Source organism: Propionigenium maris DSM 9537, assembly GCF_027925155.1.
GTDB classification, from domain to species: Bacteria; Fusobacteriota; Fusobacteriia; order Fusobacteriales; family Fusobacteriaceae; genus Propionigenium; species Propionigenium maris.
Window position 1 is genome coordinate 1 of sequence record NZ_BSDY01000020.1, and the last position, 20,667, is coordinate 20,667.

Consider the following 20,667-nt stretch of genomic DNA (forward strand, 5'->3'; position numbering starts at 1 on the left):
GTAGTTTGAGGTATATACATTACTGGTCATATCCTTTCGAGTAGAATTTTGTGTGGTAACTCAATTATTACTCTATATTGGATATGATTTTTAATTTTTTGTGAATTACTTTTGCAACACTCTATTTACTATTACTTAAATTAGGAAAGAAAGAAATCAGAGCAGAAATAAAACTTAAAATTAGATAATCCATATATGAAATGTTTTTTCACAATTTGAAAGACCGAGGAGAATTGCTTCACTTATAGCAAGTGTCGCTCCATTTTTAGCTTCTGCATAATGTAACCACATGTTAATATATCCAAATATTTCTTTTAAATTTTCTTCCCCTTTCTTCTAAGCTTAGAAGAAACGATCAGTTTGTCTTCCACCATTCTATAGAGAGTTTGTATAGGCTACAATAAATTGGACAGCCTATACAATTAAATTTTTAATACTCTCTCTTCCTTTAAATAAATTTGCAAAGGGCATTACCTTGAAAACCTATGTTAGTCAAGAGCGCTTACATTTAGGTCAACCACCATTAATATTTTCTTGTTTTAACGAGTGGCTTTGACACTTATGCTTGATGAGGTAAAAATGTTATTTTTAGAGGAGTGTTGCAAAAGTAACTCACAAAAAAATTAAAAATCATATCCAAAATGAAGTATAAACAAGTGACCAAACCAACTTATATTCAAAAGGATATGACTAATAATATATACTTTGAGAACAACACTCAGGGAATCCCTTTATCTTTTGGAATTACTACAGCAAATATTTACGACTCAAGGTGTGAATACTTAATAGATTCTTTAAGGAGAATTAAGCCAGGCGCTGACATTATTGCAAATAAAGGGTACGATGTCAGCAGATTACTTAAATACTCAAAAGACTTAGATATTAATTTAATCTGTCCTTTAAACAAGCGAAAAGCTAAAACTATTGAATTAGATAAGATAAAAGGTTCATTGAGGAGATCTAACTATACTTATCTACTATCTAGAAGAGGAAAAATGAGATATGGTAAGCGTTGGGAAATAGAAAGGTTGTTTGGAAATTTAAAAGAAAACTATTCCATAGATAATCGCAGAGTCAGAGTTATTAGTAGGAAGTTTTTCAATGTAAGCTTCAAATTACTATTATTAACACTAGCCTATACTTTGCTAATTAAGGCTACAGTATTTAAATAATGTGTTTATATTTTTTTTCAGAAAAAGAGTACTTACTTAAAGTCAGTATAATTCAACGGTGGTTCAGTCTATTACATGAACAGTGTTAAGGGTGCATAACTTCAACTAAAAAGTTGTGAAAGAAATATAAAAAAGGAGAAAGAGAAATGTTGAACAAATTTTACAGAGCAGCACTTTGCATTTGTGCTTCAATGGTCTACCTGGGTTTTTCAAATCCAGCTTACGGCGATGGTACAGTTATCAGGGATAGTGAACTTGAAAAACTAGATGTATGGAAGGATAGATCTCAAGAAGAAAAAGATCTTATATTTAGTATCCCGAACTTAAAAAAGGCCGCTGAGACCTCTTATGCCTACAGTCCTGAGGAAACAAGGGAGATACATGAAGTGATGAGAAGTGTCTACCCCGTCGGAGAAAAAATTTCAAGAGAAGCGTTCTCTGAAGAAGATTGGGCTAAACTTCCAGGAAATGTAAAAAGAGTTATCCGTGTTTTCCCTGAGGAAGACTTTGACTATGTTTTTCCTGTAAGAAGTTCTGTATATACTTATAAGGGGCTTATTGAGGCCATCGCCAAGTGGCCGCTCTTTGGAAGCGAATTATCTGCAAACCATAAGTATGTAGATACAACAAATACCGAAGAGGCCCTGGATATGGTGACCCGTGCAGAATTGGCATCGATGTTTGCCCACTTTGCACAAGAGGTAGGAGCTCACGCTGCCCAAGGGGAATCGGTGGCTCTGGATGGCTATGTCCATAGCGGTGCCATAAAACTTCATGATGATCACCCTGAGCAATTTCCAGAACAGTGGAGACAGGGACTATTTCACATAGAGGAAGTTGGATATGCTGGTACAGATAGAGTAGGATACAGACTTTGTGGCTATGAAACTTTCCAAGGGAAGGCATTTCCATGTGGAGATGAAAAAGCTTCCTATCATGGCCGGGGAGCAAAACAGCTTTCCTATAACTATAACTATGGACCATTTTCAAGATTGATGTATGGTGATTACAGACTTCTTGAGAATCCAGAAATGATCTCAGATACATCAACGCCTGAAAGTGCTCAGGAAGCAGGTTACCTTTCATTTGCAAGTGCGGTATATTTTTATATGACTCCAAGAAGTCCTAAACCGTCGATCCATGATACCGTTGTAGGTTTCTGGACTCCTAATGAAAGAGATATTGCAGCAGGACGTGAAGAAGGTTTTGGAGTTCAAACACTTATCATTAATGGTGGTAGTGAGTGTGGCGGTAGTCAAGAGGTAGCTCAATCTCAAAACAGATTGACATACTTTAAAGCTTTGGCAGAGTATTTTGGTGTGTGGAATGGATGGTATGACGGTTTAAAATCTGGTTGTACCAATACGCAGGTCTTTGATGAGGATCAGACGAGCGAATATTCATATGATGCTTTCTTCACAGAGGACTGGAATAATCCTGGAAAGTGTCAGCTTGTTCCTTGGGAGGAAACAGGGTTCACCCCGCTAATGACCGGGGACCAATCACAGTGTGCGGATAGCGAAGACAAGAAATCCTTCCCGAGTGACACTTATTATGAAGATGCTTACTTCACCTATAACTCTTCAACACTTTCTAGTGCTCCGTTGCACAATAGTGAAGTCGATTATTTTGTTAATGCACTTGTACAGGATGAGAATGCCGTCGCATATCGTGCAAGAAAGATAGTTCCAAAAAATATAGAAGTGACCAATAGTGAATATTGGGAAGAGATCGATGAAGCGGCTATTGTAGAAAATGAAGGAGATTCAGGAGATTCAGGAGACTCAGGAGCACCAGGACTAGTAGGAGTGTCAAACTTAGAAGATCTTACGCACGAGGATGTATTTATTGATGATCCTAATGTTTATTATAGTCACACATATATTATAGAAGGAGACTATGTATACTATGCTAAATGGTGGATAAACATAGCACCAAGTACAGGTGATGAGGCTTGGGAACTAACTGGTCATGTTGATGACATAATTAAGGATCCAGAAACTCCAGAGGATCCAGAAACTCCAGAAGTAGATAATGGTTTACTAGGGGACTCAAACTTAGAAGATCTTACGTTAGAGGATGTATATAGTCCTAATGGTAACTATAATCAGACATATACTATAGAGGGAGACCTTGTATACTATGCTAAATGGTGGGTAAACGTAGCACCAAGTACAGGTGATGAGGCTTGGGAAGAAGTCGGGTATATTAAAGATGGAGAGATAATTGAAGGAAAAAATCCGGAGGCATCTGCTGAATGGGATGTAACCAAGGTTTACAATGAGGGGGATATAGCTGTATACCTTGGGGAAACATACAGAGCTCACTGGTGGGTTCAAGGAGGAGATGACCCGAAAACTGCATATGAAAATGATGCTTGGGCTGTTTGGAGAAAACAATAATTAATCTGGAGAAGTTGCTGCCTTCGGGCAGTGACTTCCTGTTTAAAGAAGCATAAAAATTGAAACTATGGGAGTTGGAAATGAAAAGAACAATAATGATCTTTTTAATTTTATTAAGTACAGTGGCTTTTGGAGCAAGAGAGGGGCTGGAAAAAGGAGAAATCTTCCCAAAGTCTAAACTTTATAACACTGCGGGGGAGTTAGTGGGGAATACCGATGATTACAAAGGAAAGATAACCATCTATAACTTTGGTACAAGCTGGTGTTCTTGGTGTGTCAGAGAAAAACCTCTACTCAATGAATTTTACAATAAAAACAGTGGTAAAATAAATGTTGTTTCTATAATGTTGGATAGAAGTGGAAGTGCAATAGATAAGTTCTTCGAGGAAAATCCCGCTGATTTCCCTCATTTTTTTGACAAGGGCCAGGAGATGTCAAAAAAATATGCTGTGAAGACTCTGCCGACTACCTATATTGTAGATGAGGATGGAACAATTCTTACTGAATTTTCTGGAAGCATTGAATGGGACAAGAAGAGTAAGCAGTTTCTGGAAGATCTTAGGATTTTAAAAAGTAAAGCTGTAGCTAATAAGGGGGGGAATTAAGTTTTTGCGGTAATATTTCCGCATTTTATCTCTGAGTTCTATAATTTTACCAACAACTTTAAGGAAAAACCTTATCGGTTTCTAAGTTCGGGGCAATTCTGTGAAGAAAACTTTAGGCCTAACAAGGAGCCTGACCTTAAAAAATTTCAAGATAACAATGCTCGCATTTCATTTGATGATACTATTTTTGAAAAACCATACACTAAAGAAAATGATGATGGAAAAGAAGGTTTATTGTACCTAAATTACAGAGATATATTGCAATTCATAAAAAACTATCCTTTAGGTAAATCTTCAGTAAGAACTTCCAAAATATAGGCATATATTTTATTTGAAATATGCCTATATTTTGTTTGAAAAAATTAAAACTAAGAAAAATCAGTTTAGAATTAATTTTCTATACTATCATATAGACGGAAAATTGTTTTTTTATAAAAAGTTACGGATTACATCTGAAATATTTATTTTATATTTTGAGGAGTAAGATTTGTGGGAGGAAATTGATGTACTACTACAGGTGCGGGGACAGGGAAGGAAGGGTAGTGGAGGGCTATCTGAACCTAGGTTCCAAGGGAGAAGCAAAAAAGCAGCTGGAAGGCAATGAATACAAGATTTTTGAGCTGAGGAGGGAGAAATCTCCCATGAGGATGAGAAGAAGGGGGAGGGATAGAAGGGAGATCCTTCTTTTTTCCAAGATTATGGCTTCCCTCCTGAAAGCCAAGATACCCCTTCCTGAAACTCTCTCATCCGTGTATACCCAGATAAAGGACAGGGAGTTTAAAGATACCATAGAAGGAGTAATAAGGGAGGTCAAATCGGGGGTTCCCCTTTCTGGAGCTTTCAGGAAGTCCCCCAGGTATTTTAATGAGTTTTACTGCTCCATCATCGAGGCAGGGGAGAGAAACGGGGTGCTGGAAGAGACCTTTTCCATGATCTATACCTATCTTCTGAAAAAAAATAAGATTGAAAAGAAGATAGTGTCCGCCTCGGTTTACCCGGCATTTTTGCTGATATTTTCCCTGGTAGCGATATTCTTCCTGAGCATGGTGGTACTTCCCTCCTTTGCCAACATCTATGATGCCTTTGAGAAGGAACTTCCCTATGTGACTAGGGCAGTGCTGGCAGTAACGGGGGTATTAGCCTCCTACTGGCATGTGGCACTGGTTTTGCTGGGGGCGGGAGGATACTTTGCCTTTGAAGCTCTCAGGAAAGAGGAATACAGGAGAAGGTTGGATTCCGCGCTTCTTGCAATAAAACCTCTGAAGGCCTTTATCTATAAGAGAGAGATAAGCGGATTTTTTTCCATCCTCTCCCTTTCCATAAAAAGCGGGATGGATATAGTATCTGCTCTCAATATGTCCAAGAAAAATATAGGTAACCTGAAGATCAGAGGGGATCTGGAATTTGTTATTCAGGAGGTTGTAAGGGGGCAGAAGTTCAGCAGGGGACTATCCTACATAGGTTTCCCTCCCCTCACAATCCAGTTTATCAGTGCCGGTGAGAGTTCCGACAACCTGGAAGAGATGCTCGCCGATGTATCCAAGTATTACCAAGAAGAGCTGGAGGAGGGAATAGATATGGTGGTGAGTCTAATAGAGCCTGTTATGATAATTTTTGTGGGAGGGATAATAGGAGTAATAGTAATGGCAATAATGCTTCCCATCCTATCCCTCTCCACAGCCATAAGCTAGAGGAGGTACAATGAAGAGAGGAGTTACGCTCATAGAGCTTTTGATCTCGGTAGCAATAATTTCCATTCTGGCCTCTATGACGCTTCCTGCTACAAGAATCTCCGTGATAAGGACCAGGGAATATGAGCTCAAAAGGAATCTCATGGTTATAAGGGAAGCCCTGGATGAGTTCAAGAGAGAGTTTGAAGAGGCAGGGGAGAAGAAACAAGGGGATGAAAAGGTAGCTTATGGAGACAAAACTGATAATAAAGAGAAGAAGCAGGAGGACAAATTTATAGAGATAAGGGATAAGATGGAGAGCGGATACCCTCCCACCCTTGAGACCCTTGTGGAATACAAGTATCTGAGGAGGGTCCCTTCCGACCCTTTTTCCCAGGAAAAATCGGAGGGCGAAAACTCCAACTGGGGGATTATAAGTTACACGGAGAATGGAGGTGATGTATATGATGTCTACTCAAAAAGCTCCCAGACCTCCCTGGAGGGAAGCAGGTACAGTGAGTGGTAGGGGGGGGCTTACCCTTGTGGAACTTCTGATAACAATATCCATAATGTCCATTCTGACCCTGGCTATAAGACCGGCCTACAGTGAGATGGTGGTAAAGACCAGGGAAGCGGCCCTCAAGAAAAATCTTTATTTAATAAGGGAGGCTCTGGATTTCTATTATCTGGATAATAGGGATTCGGATAACAAAAACATCTATCCCTCGGCATTGGAGGAACTGGTGACCGGCCGGAACAGATATCTGAGATATATCCCCGAAGACCCCATTACAGGGGCGGAGGAGTGGTATCTTGTCTATGCTACGGAGGGGGGGATCTACGATGTGCGCTCCCTGTCCACAGAGATAGGAAGTAATAATAGAAGTTATAGCGAATGGTAGGAGGAGAGATGAAAGAGAGAAGAAGCAAGGAGAAGAAGGGATTTACTTTGATAGAGGTGATGATAGCGGTGGTAATTGTTGCCATACTTACGACGGTGGTCACACCGCAGTTTCACAGCCTGGTAATGAAGGCCAAGGAAAGCAAGCTCATGGAGAGTCTAAGCACAATAAGGAGTGCGGTGGATGTGGAGTATGCCAAGGCCAATGGTAGATATCCAGAGGAGATAGGAGTACAGATGTTTAAAGAGGGCAGGATTCCAGAGGATCCGGTGAAGGAAACCAGCCAGGTGTTCTACAACTACGACGAGGAGATAATTATAATGTCTACCGATGGAGGATGGGTCTACAATCCCACAAAAGGTGAGGTAAGGGTAAATAATACCGATGAAGATCTCGCCGGGACCCCTTACTCGGAGTATTAATGGAGAAAAGGGAAGGATATGCCTTTATAGGAGTGCTGATCATGACGACCCTCATGACGACCCTTCTCGCTTCCCAGGCCAGGATCTGGCTTGTGGCGGACAAACGGGTTAAAGAGAAGGAGCTGGGTTTTAACCTTATCCAGATAAAGAGAGCACTGGATGAGTACAGTGAGGAGGAGGGGGAGTATCCCAAGGGTCTAGATGAGCTCATAGAGGAGGGATTTCTGAGAAGAGGATACAGAGACCCCAATAACAACAGAAATCATGACTGGAAGAGGGACTGGGAGTATGACAGGGATTCCGGTGAGGTGTGGAGCAGAGTTAAAGGGAAGTCTCTGGGAGGAGTTTCCTACACCCGCTGGAAGGTAGAAAAATCCAATGAAAAATATATTATTGTTGAAGCAGAGGAAGATCTTTGAAGTATATAAAATTAAATCTTAACGAAAAATATATAAACAGAGAAAGAGAGATAATAGAAGATTATTTATTGAAGTTATCTGTCATTGTTTTTTTGGCGGGAATGATGATAATTTTAAAAAATTATCATAGGGACAGTTTTTTTTATGCCACTCGGATATCTGAGATAAGGAAAGCAGGAGAGGAGCAGAGGTTAGAGGTAACCGGGATCAATGAAGAGATTGGCGAGATCCTGAGAAAACAGAGGGAAACACGGGAAGAGATAGAGGGAAGTAAAGAGATTATCCAGCTGGTCCACGATGTCGGTATGTATCAGGTTACCGAGATCATGAATAAACTGGAAGCAATAACCAGGAGCAGTAGTTTTTATCTCACCGAATTTTCCATAAGGGGGGAAGAGGTGTCGGTGTATATTCAAAACCCCAGGGTGGATTTGATAAGGGTTATCTCGGAGTTTGAACCATATTTTAGAAGGGTAGTCATCACAGAACAATCGGATGAGAGGCTGACCCTGAGGCTGAGTGATATAAATGAACCTTAAAAAGATATATGTGGTATCTATAGTTTCTCTCGCCGTATTTTTATCTTCGGGAATCTACTGTTATCTTTCACTAAAGGGAGCAGAGGAGGAGCTGGAGAGGGAGTTGAAGATTTTGGAAGATGAGGGAAAACAGGTTTTGGAACTGAAGAGAAAGAAAAGCGAGGAAAAAGTAGAACTGAGTAAGAATCTTAAGATCCTGAAGGGGATACGGGAGATGGAGGAAGAGATTTCCACCCTGGATGAATTAAATACCTTTGTAAAAAAGTTTGAAGGGATAAGAAAAAAGTACAGGGGAGTAAACGAGGTAGCCTACGAGGTTCTGGAGGAAGAAAGCAAGGTGAGCATAAACCTCAGCTTTCAGGATACCTATAACAATATCAGGAAATTTTTATATGAAGTAGAAAAAACATTCTTCTTTCTGGAGGTGAAGTATCTGAAGATAGAAACGGACGGGGGAAGGGTGAAGGGAAACTTCAATATTCAAGTCTATTTTAGGAGCAGTAAAGGTGAAGGATAGGAAGGTATTAGTGCTTCTGTTTTTACTCGCGATTTGGTTGTTTTTTTTAATAAAGGGACCTGAGACCCAGCCAGCCAGAGGGACACCCTCTCAAGGAGGGGGGGGGCGAAGGAGAGTTCAGAGGGAAAAGTTGGTTTTAGAGTTGGACTATGAAAAATACCGAAGGAGAAGGGAAGTAGAGTTAAGTGAGGAAGGTAACCTCTTTGAAGCAGTCCTGAGAAGAGAGGAGATAGTCAATAAAGCCAAGGAAATTAAGGTGACGGAGCAGGATCTCATCATGAAGGAGTTAAAAGCAATAAGTTTTTTAGGAGTAGTATCTTCTTCCTCCCATAAGAAAATTTATCTGGAGTATAGAGGGGAGATCTGCGAGGTTGTAGATGGAAAGAGTATGGATATAAGCACTAAAAACGGTAAACATAGCGTAGTTGTCAGTTTGGAGGAGGAAGATCTTCTGACTATCTATGAACCTGTTGAACTGTTGAAGGTGAACATAAATATTTAAGAGGTTGAGATATGAAAAAAATATTAAATATGGTGCTGATCTTGTTTTTTATCGGTACCTATAGCTTTGCTCAGATAGAGAGTGATAAAAAATTGGATCTAACATTTAACACCACCCTGGCAAATACCTTTAAGATACTTGAAAGGGAGCTGGATATCAATCTTATTGTGGACACCCCCCTAAGGAATCAAAGGGTAGATATAAAGGCAAACGATATGAGTGCAAAGAATATATTTAAGCTGATCTTTCAGATGAAGGGTCTGGATTACGAAAAGATAGATGAAAAAACTTTTTTTATCTTTTCGGCAAATAGGTCTGCTGCCTACAATGCAGAGATAACCAGATCCTTTGACCTGAAGTATACAGATGTTCAGCTCTTTTCCAACCTTCTCAGAACAACCCTGAGGATACCCAATGTATATGTGAATCCTGCAGAGAACAACCTGGTTGTCAAGGCATCGAGAGCGGAGATTTTACAGGTGGAAAAACTTCTGGCAGAACTGGAGGATGAGGAAAAATACTTTGAGAAGACCTATGACCTTTCCTATATAGAGGCGGATAAGGCGGCCGAGACCATAGGCAGCTTTGCAAGAGTTTCTGCCACCGTTGTAGATGAGGTAAACAATAGGGTCAGCATAAGGGGAAGAAAAAATGAGCTTGGGAGAATAGAAAAACTTCTGGAAGAGCTGGATAAACCAGCCCCTCAGCTAGTGATAGAGGTTACCCTGATGGATGTGTCGGAAGGGTTTAGTGAGGAGATAGGTTTTGATTTTGATTCGATGTTTGAGCTGAACAGCGATACAGACGCAAGTATACTCTATAATATTATAAACCCTAACCTTCTGACCCTGTCTAAAAACAGCCAGAATACCGAGATACTTTCAAATCCAAGTATGATGGTGCTTAACAGAGAGGAAGCCTCTATAAATATAGGGGAAAGGGTACCTATTATAACTGCCAGAGATCTGGGAGAGACGAGCGGGGGCTACGACGTAGTTCCAGAAGTTGAGTATGTAAATGTGGGAATAATCCTCCACATAACTCCAGCTATCCACCAGGATGATGAGGTCACCATAAAGGTAGAGATGGAGGTAAGCTCTATATCGGAGTATGTTCAGAGTGACTATGGAGTATACCCTGCCTTTATGAATAAGAATATAGATACGATGATTAGGCTGAAGGACGGGGAGGGTGTAGTATTTGGAGGTCTCATAAGCAGCGAGGAGAGGGAGATGACTTCAGGTGTTCCCTACTTTCAGGATCTACCGGGGATTGGCCGTCTCTTTACCAAGAGCTCCAGTGACCCAAAAAAATCTGAAATTATGATGTTTATCACCCCGCGTCTTATCTATCCGGGAGAAGGAGTAGTAGAGAGCAATGTTGAAAAAGATGTTTAAAAAAAGGAAGGATGACGTTTCTACGGAGAAGAGGGGAGACCTCTATGAAAACTTGTATAAACAGGACTCCCTTGTCGAGATTATAAGGGCGGAAGGGGTGGGAGATCCGATCCTAATCACCTACCTTGATAACCTCATAGAGGAGGAAACTACAGATGAAAGGGTTATAGATCTTCTCCTAAGGGGAAAAGTCATGGATGAGGAGAAGCTGTTTAAGGCTGTGGGAAGATATCTTCACCTGCCCTACAGGTATGTGGAGGAGATCAGCTTTTCCGATGAAGTTCTTACCCTTATGAAGACCTTTGAAACCGAGTTTATAGAAAGAAACAGAGTGATTATTCTGGAGGTTCAGGGGGAGAGGGCAGAGGTGGCGGTATCTACATTAAATGATGTAGAGGTGAAGGACATTATCCAGTCTAGGCTGAATAATATCCAAGTGGATCTCTGCCTTATATCTTCCTCTGTTTTCAACAGGCTGTACAATATCTATCAGGATAAACTTTCTATTATCCATGAGATAAAAGAGGTGGATTTTGGCAGGGTAGATGATAAGGATATGGAGATAGATGATCTCACCAATGAGGACAACCCCGTTGTAAAGCTGGTGAACAATATCCTGGTGGAAGCTGTAAGGGTGAGATCTTCGGATATTCACATAGAGCCTTACAGGGATAGGGTCCTCATAAAAAATAGGATCGACGGTGTACTGATAGAGGATGATACCAGCATCTCCAAGACCTACCACGAAGCCATAATATCGAGGATTAAAATATTGTCGAAGCTAAACATAGCCGATCACCGAATTCCCCAAGATGGAAGGCTGAAGAAGGTGGTAAACAACAGGGAGGTAGACTTTAGGGTGTCCATTCTTCCCACGGTTTTTGGTGAAAGTGTGGTTATCAGAATTCTAGACAAGAGGGATGAGGTACTGCTTTTGGAGGGGCTTGGGACGGATTCCGAGGAGAAGAGGATGATCCTGAAAAATGCCTCCCTCCCCTATGGGATGGTCCTTGTGACGGGCCCCACCGGGAGCGGAAAGACCACGACCCTCTACGCCATCTTGAACGAGATAAGGAGCAGTAAGGAAAAGATAATAACCATTGAGGATCCCGTGGAATACCAGCTGGGAGGCGTAGTTCAGATTCCAGTAAATGAGAAGTCGGGACTCACCTTTGCCAAGGGGCTCAGGTCCATCTTGAGACAGGACCCCGATAAGATAATGGTGGGGGAGATAAGGGACAGGGAGACTGCAGAGATAGCGATCCAGGCGGCGCTGACGGGGCACCTGGTAATATCTACCCTACACTCCAACAATACGGTGGAGGCCATAGGGAGACTTACCAATATAGGGGTTGATTCCTATCAGTTTGCAAGTGCCCTCAACCTTGTTGTAGGGCAGAGACTCATGAGAAAAAGGTGCGAAAAGTGTTCTGGGGAAGGGTGTCTGGAGTGCAATCGTACCGGTTATCACGGTCGTACGGGGATATATGAGCTCTTTGAGCTGGATGAAGATATCAAGGAGATGATAATTCAAGGGGAATCTCCCATAAGGATAAAGGAGAGAGCTGTGGAAAAGGGGATGAAAGATCTCAAGGAAAATGCAGCTTTGAAGGTGAAGGGCAACATTACCAGTGTAGATGAATATGAAAGGGTGATAGGTGTTTGGGAGGGTGAATAAAAGAAAGTTAAAGAAACTGATAAATAATTACCCCGTGATTTCAGTGGAACCCATTGGGGACATGTTGAGGGTAGTGGAGTTTGATAGAGAGTTTCAGGGAAGCAGGAGATATTGTATAAACAATAGTGAGATATTAAAGAAAAAAAAAGTTCTCTTGAACCTGGGAGAGAAGATTTTGGAATATAAATTTATCAGGGTAGAGGGCACTAAAAAAAGTCCTAAAAGGATCAGGGATGAAGTGGTGTGGCAGGCTCAGGCTGCACTTAATGGAAGGAGAAACCTGGCTTTTAGCCTGAAAAGGATAAGCAGGGACACCTATCTGGTTTTTTACTACAGTTGTGAAAAGATAGAGGAGCTCATGGCGAATTTTCGCAGGGAGGAAACCCTTATCTTTCCCGAGATATTGGGGACCTATAATTATTGGGTTTATTTTCAGAAAAAAAAGATGAGAAAAAAGAATGCTGTTTTAATCCAGATGAAGGGGAGTAAAACAGTAGTGATATTTGTAAGGGAAGGGGTTCTTGCAAATATCAGAACCTTCAACCTGGGAATCGAGAGTTACAGGGAAAAAAGTGAACAGCTTCATATTCCAGCCTCTCTCGGGGACAGGGAGAAAGCCGAAGTTTTTAATAGGTTCAGGGGGGTCAATCTCAGGTGGATGAAGGAGGTAAAACACTCTATCTTTAACAGCTTCATGGCGGATTTGACCGATACGGAGGTTTTTTTACTTGGGCATGAAAATACAATAGTAAATTTGGATAAACTTCTGGAGAGTTATCTGGAGGTGGATATCCACCCTAGTCCGCTGGAAGCCACAGATCTCTCCTATGTAAATCTTATAGGAAATCTCCTTGCCCACAGAGGGAAAAAACACAGGAGGATATCCCAGGACAGCTTCTTTAGTCTAAATAGTTTATTTGGGAGGGGAGAAGTGAGATCCTCATTGAAACCTAAAAAATCTTGGGACTCTATAAAATAATAAAGATTTTAAGCAAAAAAACCTTAAGAAGGGGACTCAGGTGGCGGACCTTTAAAAACTTAGATAGATTTCAACTAAAAGATGAAAAAAAGTTAAAGAGAGTATGGAGTGGAAAATTCTGTAATCTTTTTCGTTGAGGAAGATTAGGTAATGTAAATAGTTTTGTGTTTTTAGATCCTTCTCTTGATTACTGGATGATACTGTTGTATCAAGGTAATTAAGGGAGGGATTTTTTATGTCTGGATTACCAAGGGAACTTGTAAGAGACTTTGTCAGAGAAGGAAATTTTAAATCTATCAAAGATATCGAAAATGCTTTGAAGGATATCTTTAAAGATACTATACAGGAAGTTCTGGAAGCTGAAATTGAAGAGGAACTGGGGTACTCCAAGTATGACTTAGCCAATAAATCAACTACTAATTCCAGAAATGGCAAGTACAAGAAGACTGTCAAATCAAGCGCTGGAAACCTCGATCTATTAGTTCCTAGAGATAGAGAAGGCGCATACCAACCTAAGATTGTTGAAAAGCATCAAAGGGATATATCAAACCTAGAAGATAGTATACTATCGCTCTATGGTAAGGGAATGAGTACTAGGGACATCAGCTCTCATGTTCGGGATATCTATGGAGTCAGTGTTTCTGCTGAAAGTGTAAGCAGAATAACAGATAAACTAATTCCTCTTATCCAGGAATGGCAAAATAGACCTCTTGATCCTGTATATCCCTTTATCTTTCTTGATGCAGTGCATTATTCTGTAAAGTAAGAAAGTAGAATTGTTAAAAAGGCTGCATACGCTGTATTAGGAATTACCCTCGAAGGAAGAAAAGAAATTCTTGGAATATACATAGGCGAAAATGAAACTTCGAAGTTCTGTTTATTTGTAATGACTGACCTCAAAAACAGAAGGGTTAAAGATATCTTAATAGCCTCTGTAGACGGCCTAAATGACTTTGATAATGCTATTCTGAGTGTCTTTCCACAGGCTCAGATTCAGAGGTGTATAGTTCATAAAATCAGGAATACTTTAAAATATGTAAGTTACAAAGACAGGAAATCTTTTGCGCATGACCTAAAATCAATATATACATCCCCTAATGAGCAAGCGGGCATAGCTGCTCTTAATTCTGTTAAGGATTCTTGGAAATCTAAATACCCATATGCTCTGAGGAGTTGGGAAGTGAACTGGGATCAGCTAAGCATATTCTATGAGTACACTGAAGAGATTAAAAAGGTAATGTATACCACCAACGTAATTGAAAATATCCACAGACAGTTCAGGAAAGTTACTAAATCCAAGGGAGTATTTCCAACAGACATGTCCCTTTTGAAGCAGCTATATCTTGTGGTAGTTGAACTAGACAAGAAGTGGGACCGTAGTTTTAAAAGGGGCTGGGATCAGATCCTTGGGCAATTGGCAATTAAATATGAAAACAGACTCTCGGAATATTTGTTCTAGAGAGTCTGATGGCTTATTCAGTAATTAAGTTTTGGAGAATACACAAAAGGCGTTACACTACCGAAGATTATAGTATAATTTTTTTATAACTTAAAAATTAGGCTGTTGCAAAAGCATTGTATTATTTTCAATGCTGCAATAGCCTTTTCTATTGAAAATAGTAATATTTTTAATCCTACGTTAAATTTCTTTCTGTTTAAACCTCTCACTCTGTGATTATCAATAGAATAATTTTCTTTTAAGTTACCAAATAGTCTCTCTACTTCCCAGCGCTTAGCATACTTTTTCTTGCCTTCTTTGGATAACAGATAAGAGTAATTGTCCTTCCTTAGAGGATCTTTTATCTTTTCCAGTTCTATAGTTTTAGCCTTTCGCTTATTCAAAGGGCAGACTAAATGAATATCTAAATCTGGAGAATACCTGAGCAACCTACTGACATTATACCCCTTATCTGCAATAACTTCTGCGCCTGGCTTAATCCTACTTAAAGATTTTAATAGAGCTTCACATCTAGAATCATGAATATTTGCCGTAGCGATATTAAAATCTATTGGTATCCCCTTACTATTACATACTAAATGAAGCTTATATCCACAATACCATCCAAGTCTGGTAGATTTACCAAACTTAGCTTCCGTATCTAATTTTGAAGTCACTAAAGAACTGGAATCCAGATAGAAAATGTTTATTTCGTTATCTATTTGACTCCCAATCTTCTGAAGATAAATTTTCATATTATTTTTAAGGTATTTGGTATAACTTTTAAAGATAACAGTAAAATCAGGAACAGTTTTAAATCCTAGAATTTTTAGTGAAAGAACATCTTCCTTTAAAGAACTTACAATTTTTCTAAAACTTAGATTAGAGCTACGCGCCTGATAAATCATAAGAGCCAGTATTTTTCCTAGATTATATTTACTAGGTCTTCCCAAAGTATTTCCTTTGAATAATTCAGGAAAATTAGCTTTTAAAATTTGAATTATCTTGTAGAGTAAATTGCTTTTAATCACAGTTTGAGGTATATACATTACTAGTCATATCCTTTTGAGTAGAATTTTGTGTGGTAACTTAATTATTACTCTATTTAGGATATGATTTTTAATTTTTTTGTAAATTACTTTTGCAACACTCTATTAAAAATGACTAAAGGGGGGATGCTGAAATAAGAGTTGTACAGGGGTTAGAAAAGGGAAGGGGAACAATAGCAATTTTAAGAAAATGAAATCTATAAGAAATGATGTATAAATTATAAACTTTAGCTTTAAATTTTAAGGCAAGGAGTAATTGAAATTAATTCTTTTAAAATAAAGTAAGGATCTCTAAGGAGGAAGAATGAAGAAAAATTAGAAAAGAGTATGGGGATGTTAGATGTGTTGTACCTCTAAATGCAATAGCTCTGTCCCTCATTGTATTTGCATGGTTGAATATCAAAGGAGTAAAGATGGTCTCTACATTCCAGACGGTTATGACCCTTACACTGCTGGAAATAATCCTTTATATGGCATCCTTCTTTATGACAAGACCAGAATTTAATATGACTCTTATGACGGGACATCTAGGTGTGAGCAAGATAAATATTGGAAATATCCTCAGGATAGTAGCAATCGCTCCATGGGCCTATATAGGATTCGACTGTATTCCACAGGTAGCAGAGGAATTTAACTTTGAAGCAAAGAAGGCATCCCACCTGGCAGTGGTATCTATCATAGCTGGACTTGTAATATACACGATACTAAATGTTATTACCTCCTCGGTATTTACCCAGGAGATGCTTCTGACTCAGAAGGTAAACTGGGCTACGGGAGATGCAATAGGGCTTCTCTTTGGTAGAATAGGTCTTTATTCTTTAGGATTATCCCTTTTTATGGTCATAGTGGCCGGAATAAATGGTTTCTACATGACTTCCAGCAGACTGATATTCCAAGGCTATACAAGAGTGGTTTGAGGAGCTGGATGAGGAGAGCAAGACACCTAGAAATGCCATAATCTTTGTAATGCTAATGTCCCTTATAGCCCCTTGGATGGAAAGAAGGGTTCTTCTGTGGATAGTTGAATGTCCTTTATAGGAGCTGCTATTGGGTATCTATATACAAGCCTTTCAGCCTATGTTCAGGCAAAAAAGGAAGGAAATAAAGTTATTCAGGCAACGGGAGTATTCGGAGGAGTGGCAGGAGTGGTGTTTATGATGTTTCTGATGTTACCGGTATTTCCAGGATCCATCTCAGCGCCATCCTAGTGTAGTTCTAATAGTTTGGAGTATTCTGAGCCCTGTATAAGGAGTATGGAGAGGGGGGCAGAAGTCTGGATTAAGGACATCTGAGCTATTTAAAAAAACGTTAAAAAATCGAAGAGGTATTTTTTAGTTTTAGAGTATTGGATTTTGTTGATACTAGGAAAGAAGGAAAAGAAAAATTGAAGGTAAACAAGGAATTTTATTCAATTTCCGAAGAAATAAAGGAAGAGAAAACTACAGGGATGGAAAAGTGGCAGCGAAAGCTTAGTCTAGAAGAGAAGAACTAAAAAGAATATAGGCATGAGACCGGAGAGCCAGGTAAACTTAAAGAGGATTTTAGATGCCTCGCGTTTGCCAGGTCTTTTTTCTTAATGGGAAGATTAAAATGTTAAAAAGGTTTGCAGGGGGAAGGATTATGAGGGATGTGGTGGTAGTAGGGGGAGGAATCGTTGGTGCTTCAGTGGCCAGGGAGCTTGCCAGGTTTAATCTGGATGTGGCAGTGGTGGAGAGGGAAAACGATGTGTCCAATGGGGCGAGCAAGGCCAACTCAGCAATAGTACACGCAGGCTACGATGCTGAACCAGGGACCCTTATGGCCAAGTACAATGTTCTGGGAAATGCAATGTTTGATAAACTTTCTCAGGAGCTGGATGTGCCCTTCAAAAGATGCGGATCACTGGTAGTGGCCTTTGCTGAGGAGGAGAGGAAGCACCTGAAGGACCTCATGGAGAGAGGAATGGAGAATGGAGTTCCTGGCCTAAAACTCATAGATAGTGAGGAGGCAAGGGTGCTGGAACCCAACCTGAACCCAGAGGTAAGGGGTGCGCTCCTGGCAGAAAGTGCAGGAATAGTTGGGCCGTGGGAGCTGACCATAGCCATGATGGAAAATGCAGTGGAAAATGGTGTGGAGCTGGAGCTAAACCAGGAAGTAATAGATATAGAGAGAATAGATGAGGGCTACAGGATCCAGACCAACCAGGGGTACCTGGACACCAGGATGGTTATAAATGCAGGAGGAATATATGCAGACAGGATCCACAATATGGTGGCCAAGCCCACCTACAGGATAAGACCCAGAAGGGGGCAGTACTTTGTCATGGATAAGAGTCAGGGTCGTTTAGTGGGCAGGGTGATATTTCAGTGCCCCACAGAGCTGGGAAAGGGGGTACTTGTAACCCCTACAGTCCACGGGAACCTTCTTCTGGGGCCAGATGCTCAGGATCTCACCGACAGGGAGGACCACGCTACCACAGAGGAGAGGCTCACCTTTGTAAGGGAGCAGGCAGTCAGATCTGTAGCGGGGATAGAACTCAGGGACGTCATAAGAGATTTTGCGGGACTGAGAGCAGAATCGGACAGGGGGGACTTTGTTATAGAGGAGGCTCCAGATGCTCCTGGATTTATAGATGTGGGAGGGATAAAGTCTCCTGGACTTACTGCGGCTCCGGCAATTGGAGTGGATGTGGCAAGGATGGTTGCTGAGAGGCTGGATGCCCAGGTGAACGATGAGTTTAATCCTGAGAGAAGGCAGATAGTCTTTATGGAGCTCTCCTCTGAGGAGAGGAGGGAGCTCATAGGAAGGGATCCCAGGTATGGAAGGATTATCTGCAGGTGTGAGAGCATCACAGAGGGGGAGATAGTGGCCTCAATCCACAGGAAGGTGGGAGCCATAACTGTAGACGGGGTGAAGAAGAGGTGCAGACCTGGCATGGGGAGGTGTCAGGGAGGCTTCTGCGGCCCAAGAGTACAGGAGATCCTTGCAAGGGAGCTTCACATAAGTCTGGAGGATGTGGTACTGGACAGGAGAGATTCATACATTCTTGTAGGGGAGACCAAGTAGGGAAGGAGGCACTTTAGATGATAATAGAATTGATATGTATAGTATGTCCCATAGGATGCCGCATGGAGGTTGATACGGAGAGGGATTACAGGGTAAAGGGAAACCAGTGTGAGAGGGGCCCTATCTATGCAAGGGAGGAACTCACAGCTCCCAAGAGGGTGGTAACCTCCACCATAAGAATTATTGGTGGGATCCATAAGAGGATACCGGTAAAAACCAATGGAGCCATTCCCAAGGAGCTCATATTTAAGTGCATGGAGGAGATAAATAAGCTGGAGGTAAAGTCCCCTGTGAAGATGGGGGATGTAGTTTTAGAGGATGTCCTGGGAACGGGAGTGGATATAGTGGTTACAAGGGATATGTAGCGCTGAAGAAGTAGAGGAGGGTATCGATGGAGAAAAAGTATATAATCGCTCTGGATCAGGGGACCACAAGTTCCAGGGCCATTATCTTTGACAGAGAGGAGAGGATAGTGGGGACAGCCCAGAAGGAGTTTAACCAGATCTATCCCAAGGCAGGATGGGTGGAGCACGACCCCATGGAGATATGGGCCTCTCAGAGTGCTGTACTCACAGAGGTGCTGGCAAAGACCGGGGTCAAGAGCGAGGAGATAGCAGCAATGGGAATAACAAACCAGAGAGAGACCACTGTGGTGTGGGATAAAAATACCGGAAAGCCAGTGTACAACGCCATAGTGTGGCAGTGCAGAAGAACAGCTGATATCTGCGATGAACTGAAAGCAAGGGAGGGGCTGGAGGAGTATGTAAGGAAGAATACGGGTCTTGTAGTAGATGCCTACTTCTCTGGAACAAAGGTAAGGTGGATCCTGGACAATGTAGAGGGAGCCAGGGAGAGGGCCGAGAGGGGAGAGCTCCTCTTTGGAACTGTGGATACCTGGCTCATCTGGAAGCTAACCAACGGAAGGGTGCACGTGACCGATCCCACCAACGCATCGAGAACCATGCTCTACAATATAAGGGATCTCAAATGGGATGAGAGGATGATGAGGGAGCTGGAGGTACCTGCATCCATGCTCCCAGAGGTGAAGGATTCCAGCGAGATCTATGGAGAAGCCAACCTTGGGGGAGTAGGAGGCAAGGGGGGACAGAGGGTTCCCATTGCAGGAATAGCCGGGGATCAGCAGGCGGCCCTCTTTGGACAGGCATGCTTCTCTCCGGGAGAGGCCAAGAACACCTATGGAACGGGATGCTTTATGCTCATGAATACAGGGGAGAAGCTGGTGGAATCGAAAAACGGCCTCCTCACAACTATCGCCATAGGCTTGGACGGCAGGGTGGAGTATGCTCTGGAGGGATCTATCTTTGTGGCAGGGGCAGCGGTACAGTGGCTAAGGGATGAGCTGAAGCTCATAAGCGATGCTGCAGACACCGAGTACTTTGCCAGCAAGGTGGAGAACAGCAACGGGGTCTATGTGGTGCCTGCCTTTGTGGGGCTGGGATCCCCCTACTGGGATATGTATGCCAGGGGAGCTATTGTGGGGCTCACCAGGGGAGCCAACAGAAACCATATTATAAGAGCCACCCTGGAATCCATAGCCTATCAGACAAAGGATGTGCTGGGGGCTATGGAGGAGGATTCAGAGATTAAGCTTCAGGCTCTCAAGGTAGACGGGGGAGCTGTAAAAAACAACTTCCTCATGCAGTTTCAGTCGGATATCCTGGGGACCAGGGTGCTCCGCCCAGAGATAACAGAGACCACAGCTCTGGGAGCTGCATACCTTGCAGGCCTCGCTGTGGGATTTTGGAGGGACAAGGAGGAGATCAGCAGGTCCTGGAGGCTGGACACCCAATATGAATCCTCTATGATCGAGGAGGAAAGGGAAAGGCTTCACAGGGGCTGGAGGAAAGCTGTAGAAAGGGCCAAGGGCTGGGAGGAATAGGGTATTATCATGAGGGGAGCCCCTGAGAGGG

General features: G+C 41.7%; 20 protein-coding genes and 1 pseudogene. 20 read left to right on the forward strand and 1 reads right to left on the reverse strand.

Translation table 11 applies throughout. The features are described 5' to 3' along the window. Positions 1–656: 656 nt before the first annotated feature. The 15 genes and pseudogenes from QMG11_RS15445 (at position 657) to QMG11_RS15515 (ending at position 14,663) form a co-directional block, all read left to right on the forward strand. A complete protein-coding gene (locus tag QMG11_RS15445; RefSeq protein WP_281837198.1) occupies positions 657–1,172 on the forward strand; it encodes a transposase in 516 nt (171 codons plus the stop codon). Between the two features lie 146 nt (positions 1,173–1,318). Next, positions 1,319–3,574, forward strand: a complete 2,256-nt coding sequence (locus QMG11_RS15450) for a chitinase (RefSeq protein ID WP_281837199.1) — start codon at positions 1,319–1,321, stop codon at positions 3,572–3,574. An 80-nt stretch (positions 3,575–3,654) separates the two neighbouring features. Beyond that, positions 3,655–4,179: a TlpA family protein disulfide reductase gene (locus QMG11_RS15455; protein WP_281837200.1), complete on the forward strand. Its 525-nt coding sequence runs from the start codon at positions 3,655–3,657 to the stop codon at positions 4,177–4,179. Positions 4,180–4,682: 503 nt separating this feature from the next. Further along, positions 4,683–5,870 (forward strand): type II secretion system F family protein, encoded by a 1,188-nt coding sequence (locus tag QMG11_RS15460; protein ID WP_281837201.1) that lies wholly within the window; start codon positions 4,683–4,685, stop codon positions 5,868–5,870. 10 nt (positions 5,871–5,880) lie between these two features. Further along, entirely contained in the window at positions 5,881–6,375 is a 495-nt protein-coding gene (locus QMG11_RS15465) for a type II secretion system protein (protein ID WP_281837202.1), read from the forward strand. After that, positions 6,317–6,751, forward strand: coding sequence for a type II secretion system protein (locus QMG11_RS15470; protein ID WP_281837204.1), 435 nt, complete (start codon positions 6,317–6,319; stop codon positions 6,749–6,751). The genes QMG11_RS15465 and QMG11_RS15470 overlap by 59 nt, the downstream gene beginning before the upstream one ends. Before the next feature lie 8 nt (positions 6,752–6,759). Continuing rightward, the gene (locus QMG11_RS15475; protein ID WP_281837206.1) at positions 6,760–7,173 is read left to right on the forward strand and encodes a type IV pilin protein; all 414 of its coding nucleotides are present in this window, start codon (positions 6,760–6,762) and stop codon (positions 7,171–7,173) included. Continuing rightward, entirely contained in the window at positions 7,173–7,592 is a 420-nt protein-coding gene (locus QMG11_RS15480; RefSeq protein ID WP_281837207.1) for a hypothetical protein, read from the forward strand. The genes QMG11_RS15475 and QMG11_RS15480 overlap by 1 nt, the downstream gene beginning before the upstream one ends. Beyond that, entirely contained in the window at positions 7,589–8,131 is a 543-nt protein-coding gene (locus tag QMG11_RS15485) for a hypothetical protein (protein WP_281837208.1), read from the forward strand. The genes QMG11_RS15480 and QMG11_RS15485 overlap by 4 nt, the downstream gene beginning before the upstream one ends. After that, positions 8,121–8,648 (forward strand): hypothetical protein, encoded by a 528-nt coding sequence (locus tag QMG11_RS15490; protein WP_281837209.1) that lies wholly within the window; start codon positions 8,121–8,123, stop codon positions 8,646–8,648. The genes QMG11_RS15485 and QMG11_RS15490 overlap by 11 nt, the downstream gene beginning before the upstream one ends. Positions 8,649–8,778: 130 nt before the next feature. Next, on the forward strand, positions 8,779–9,150 hold the full coding sequence (locus QMG11_RS15495; protein WP_281837210.1) for a hypothetical protein: 372 nt from the start codon (positions 8,779–8,781) through the stop codon (positions 9,148–9,150). An 11-nt stretch (positions 9,151–9,161) separates the two neighbouring features. After that, on the forward strand, positions 9,162–10,547 hold the full coding sequence (locus QMG11_RS15500; RefSeq protein ID WP_281837212.1) for a type II secretion system protein GspD: 1,386 nt from the start codon (positions 9,162–9,164) through the stop codon (positions 10,545–10,547). Further along, positions 10,528–12,225, forward strand: a complete 1,698-nt coding sequence (locus QMG11_RS15505; protein ID WP_281837214.1) for a GspE/PulE family protein — start codon at positions 10,528–10,530, stop codon at positions 12,223–12,225. Before QMG11_RS15500 ends, QMG11_RS15505 begins: the two co-directional genes overlap by 20 nt. Then, positions 12,218–13,204, forward strand: coding sequence for a hypothetical protein (locus QMG11_RS15510; protein ID WP_281837216.1), 987 nt, complete (start codon positions 12,218–12,220; stop codon positions 13,202–13,204). The genes QMG11_RS15505 and QMG11_RS15510 overlap by 8 nt, the downstream gene beginning before the upstream one ends. A 235-nt stretch (positions 13,205–13,439) precedes the next feature. After that, positions 13,440–14,663, forward strand: a pseudogene (locus tag QMG11_RS15515) (IS256 family transposase). Between the two features lie 83 nt (positions 14,664–14,746). Here QMG11_RS15515 and QMG11_RS15520 read toward each other — a convergent pair. After that, positions 14,747–15,691 (reverse strand): transposase, encoded by a 945-nt coding sequence (locus QMG11_RS15520; protein WP_281837218.1) that lies wholly within the window; start codon positions 15,689–15,691, stop codon positions 14,747–14,749. Between the two features lie 413 nt (positions 15,692–16,104). On the opposite strand from QMG11_RS15520, the gene QMG11_RS15525 reads away from it, so the two are divergent. The 5 genes from QMG11_RS15525 (at position 16,105) to glpK (ending at position 20,636) form a co-directional block, all read left to right on the forward strand. Further along, positions 16,105–16,608 (forward strand): APC family permease, encoded by a 504-nt coding sequence (locus tag QMG11_RS15525; protein ID WP_281837219.1) that lies wholly within the window; start codon positions 16,105–16,107, stop codon positions 16,606–16,608. 108 nt (positions 16,609–16,716) lie between these two features. After that, on the forward strand, positions 16,717–16,899 hold the full coding sequence (locus QMG11_RS15530; RefSeq protein ID WP_281837220.1) for a hypothetical protein: 183 nt from the start codon (positions 16,717–16,719) through the stop codon (positions 16,897–16,899). A 412-nt stretch (positions 16,900–17,311) separates the two neighbouring features. Further along, positions 17,312–18,736, forward strand: coding sequence for an NAD(P)/FAD-dependent oxidoreductase (locus tag QMG11_RS15535; protein WP_281837264.1), 1,425 nt, complete (start codon positions 17,312–17,314; stop codon positions 18,734–18,736). A gap of 17 nt (positions 18,737–18,753) precedes the next feature. After that, positions 18,754–19,101: a DUF1667 domain-containing protein gene (locus tag QMG11_RS15540; protein ID WP_281837221.1), complete on the forward strand. Its 348-nt coding sequence runs from the start codon at positions 18,754–18,756 to the stop codon at positions 19,099–19,101. A gap of 26 nt (positions 19,102–19,127) precedes the next feature. Next, positions 19,128–20,636, forward strand: a complete 1,509-nt coding sequence (gene glpK, locus QMG11_RS15545) for a glycerol kinase GlpK (RefSeq protein ID WP_281837223.1) — start codon at positions 19,128–19,130, stop codon at positions 20,634–20,636. Positions 20,637–20,667: the final 31 nt, after the last annotated feature.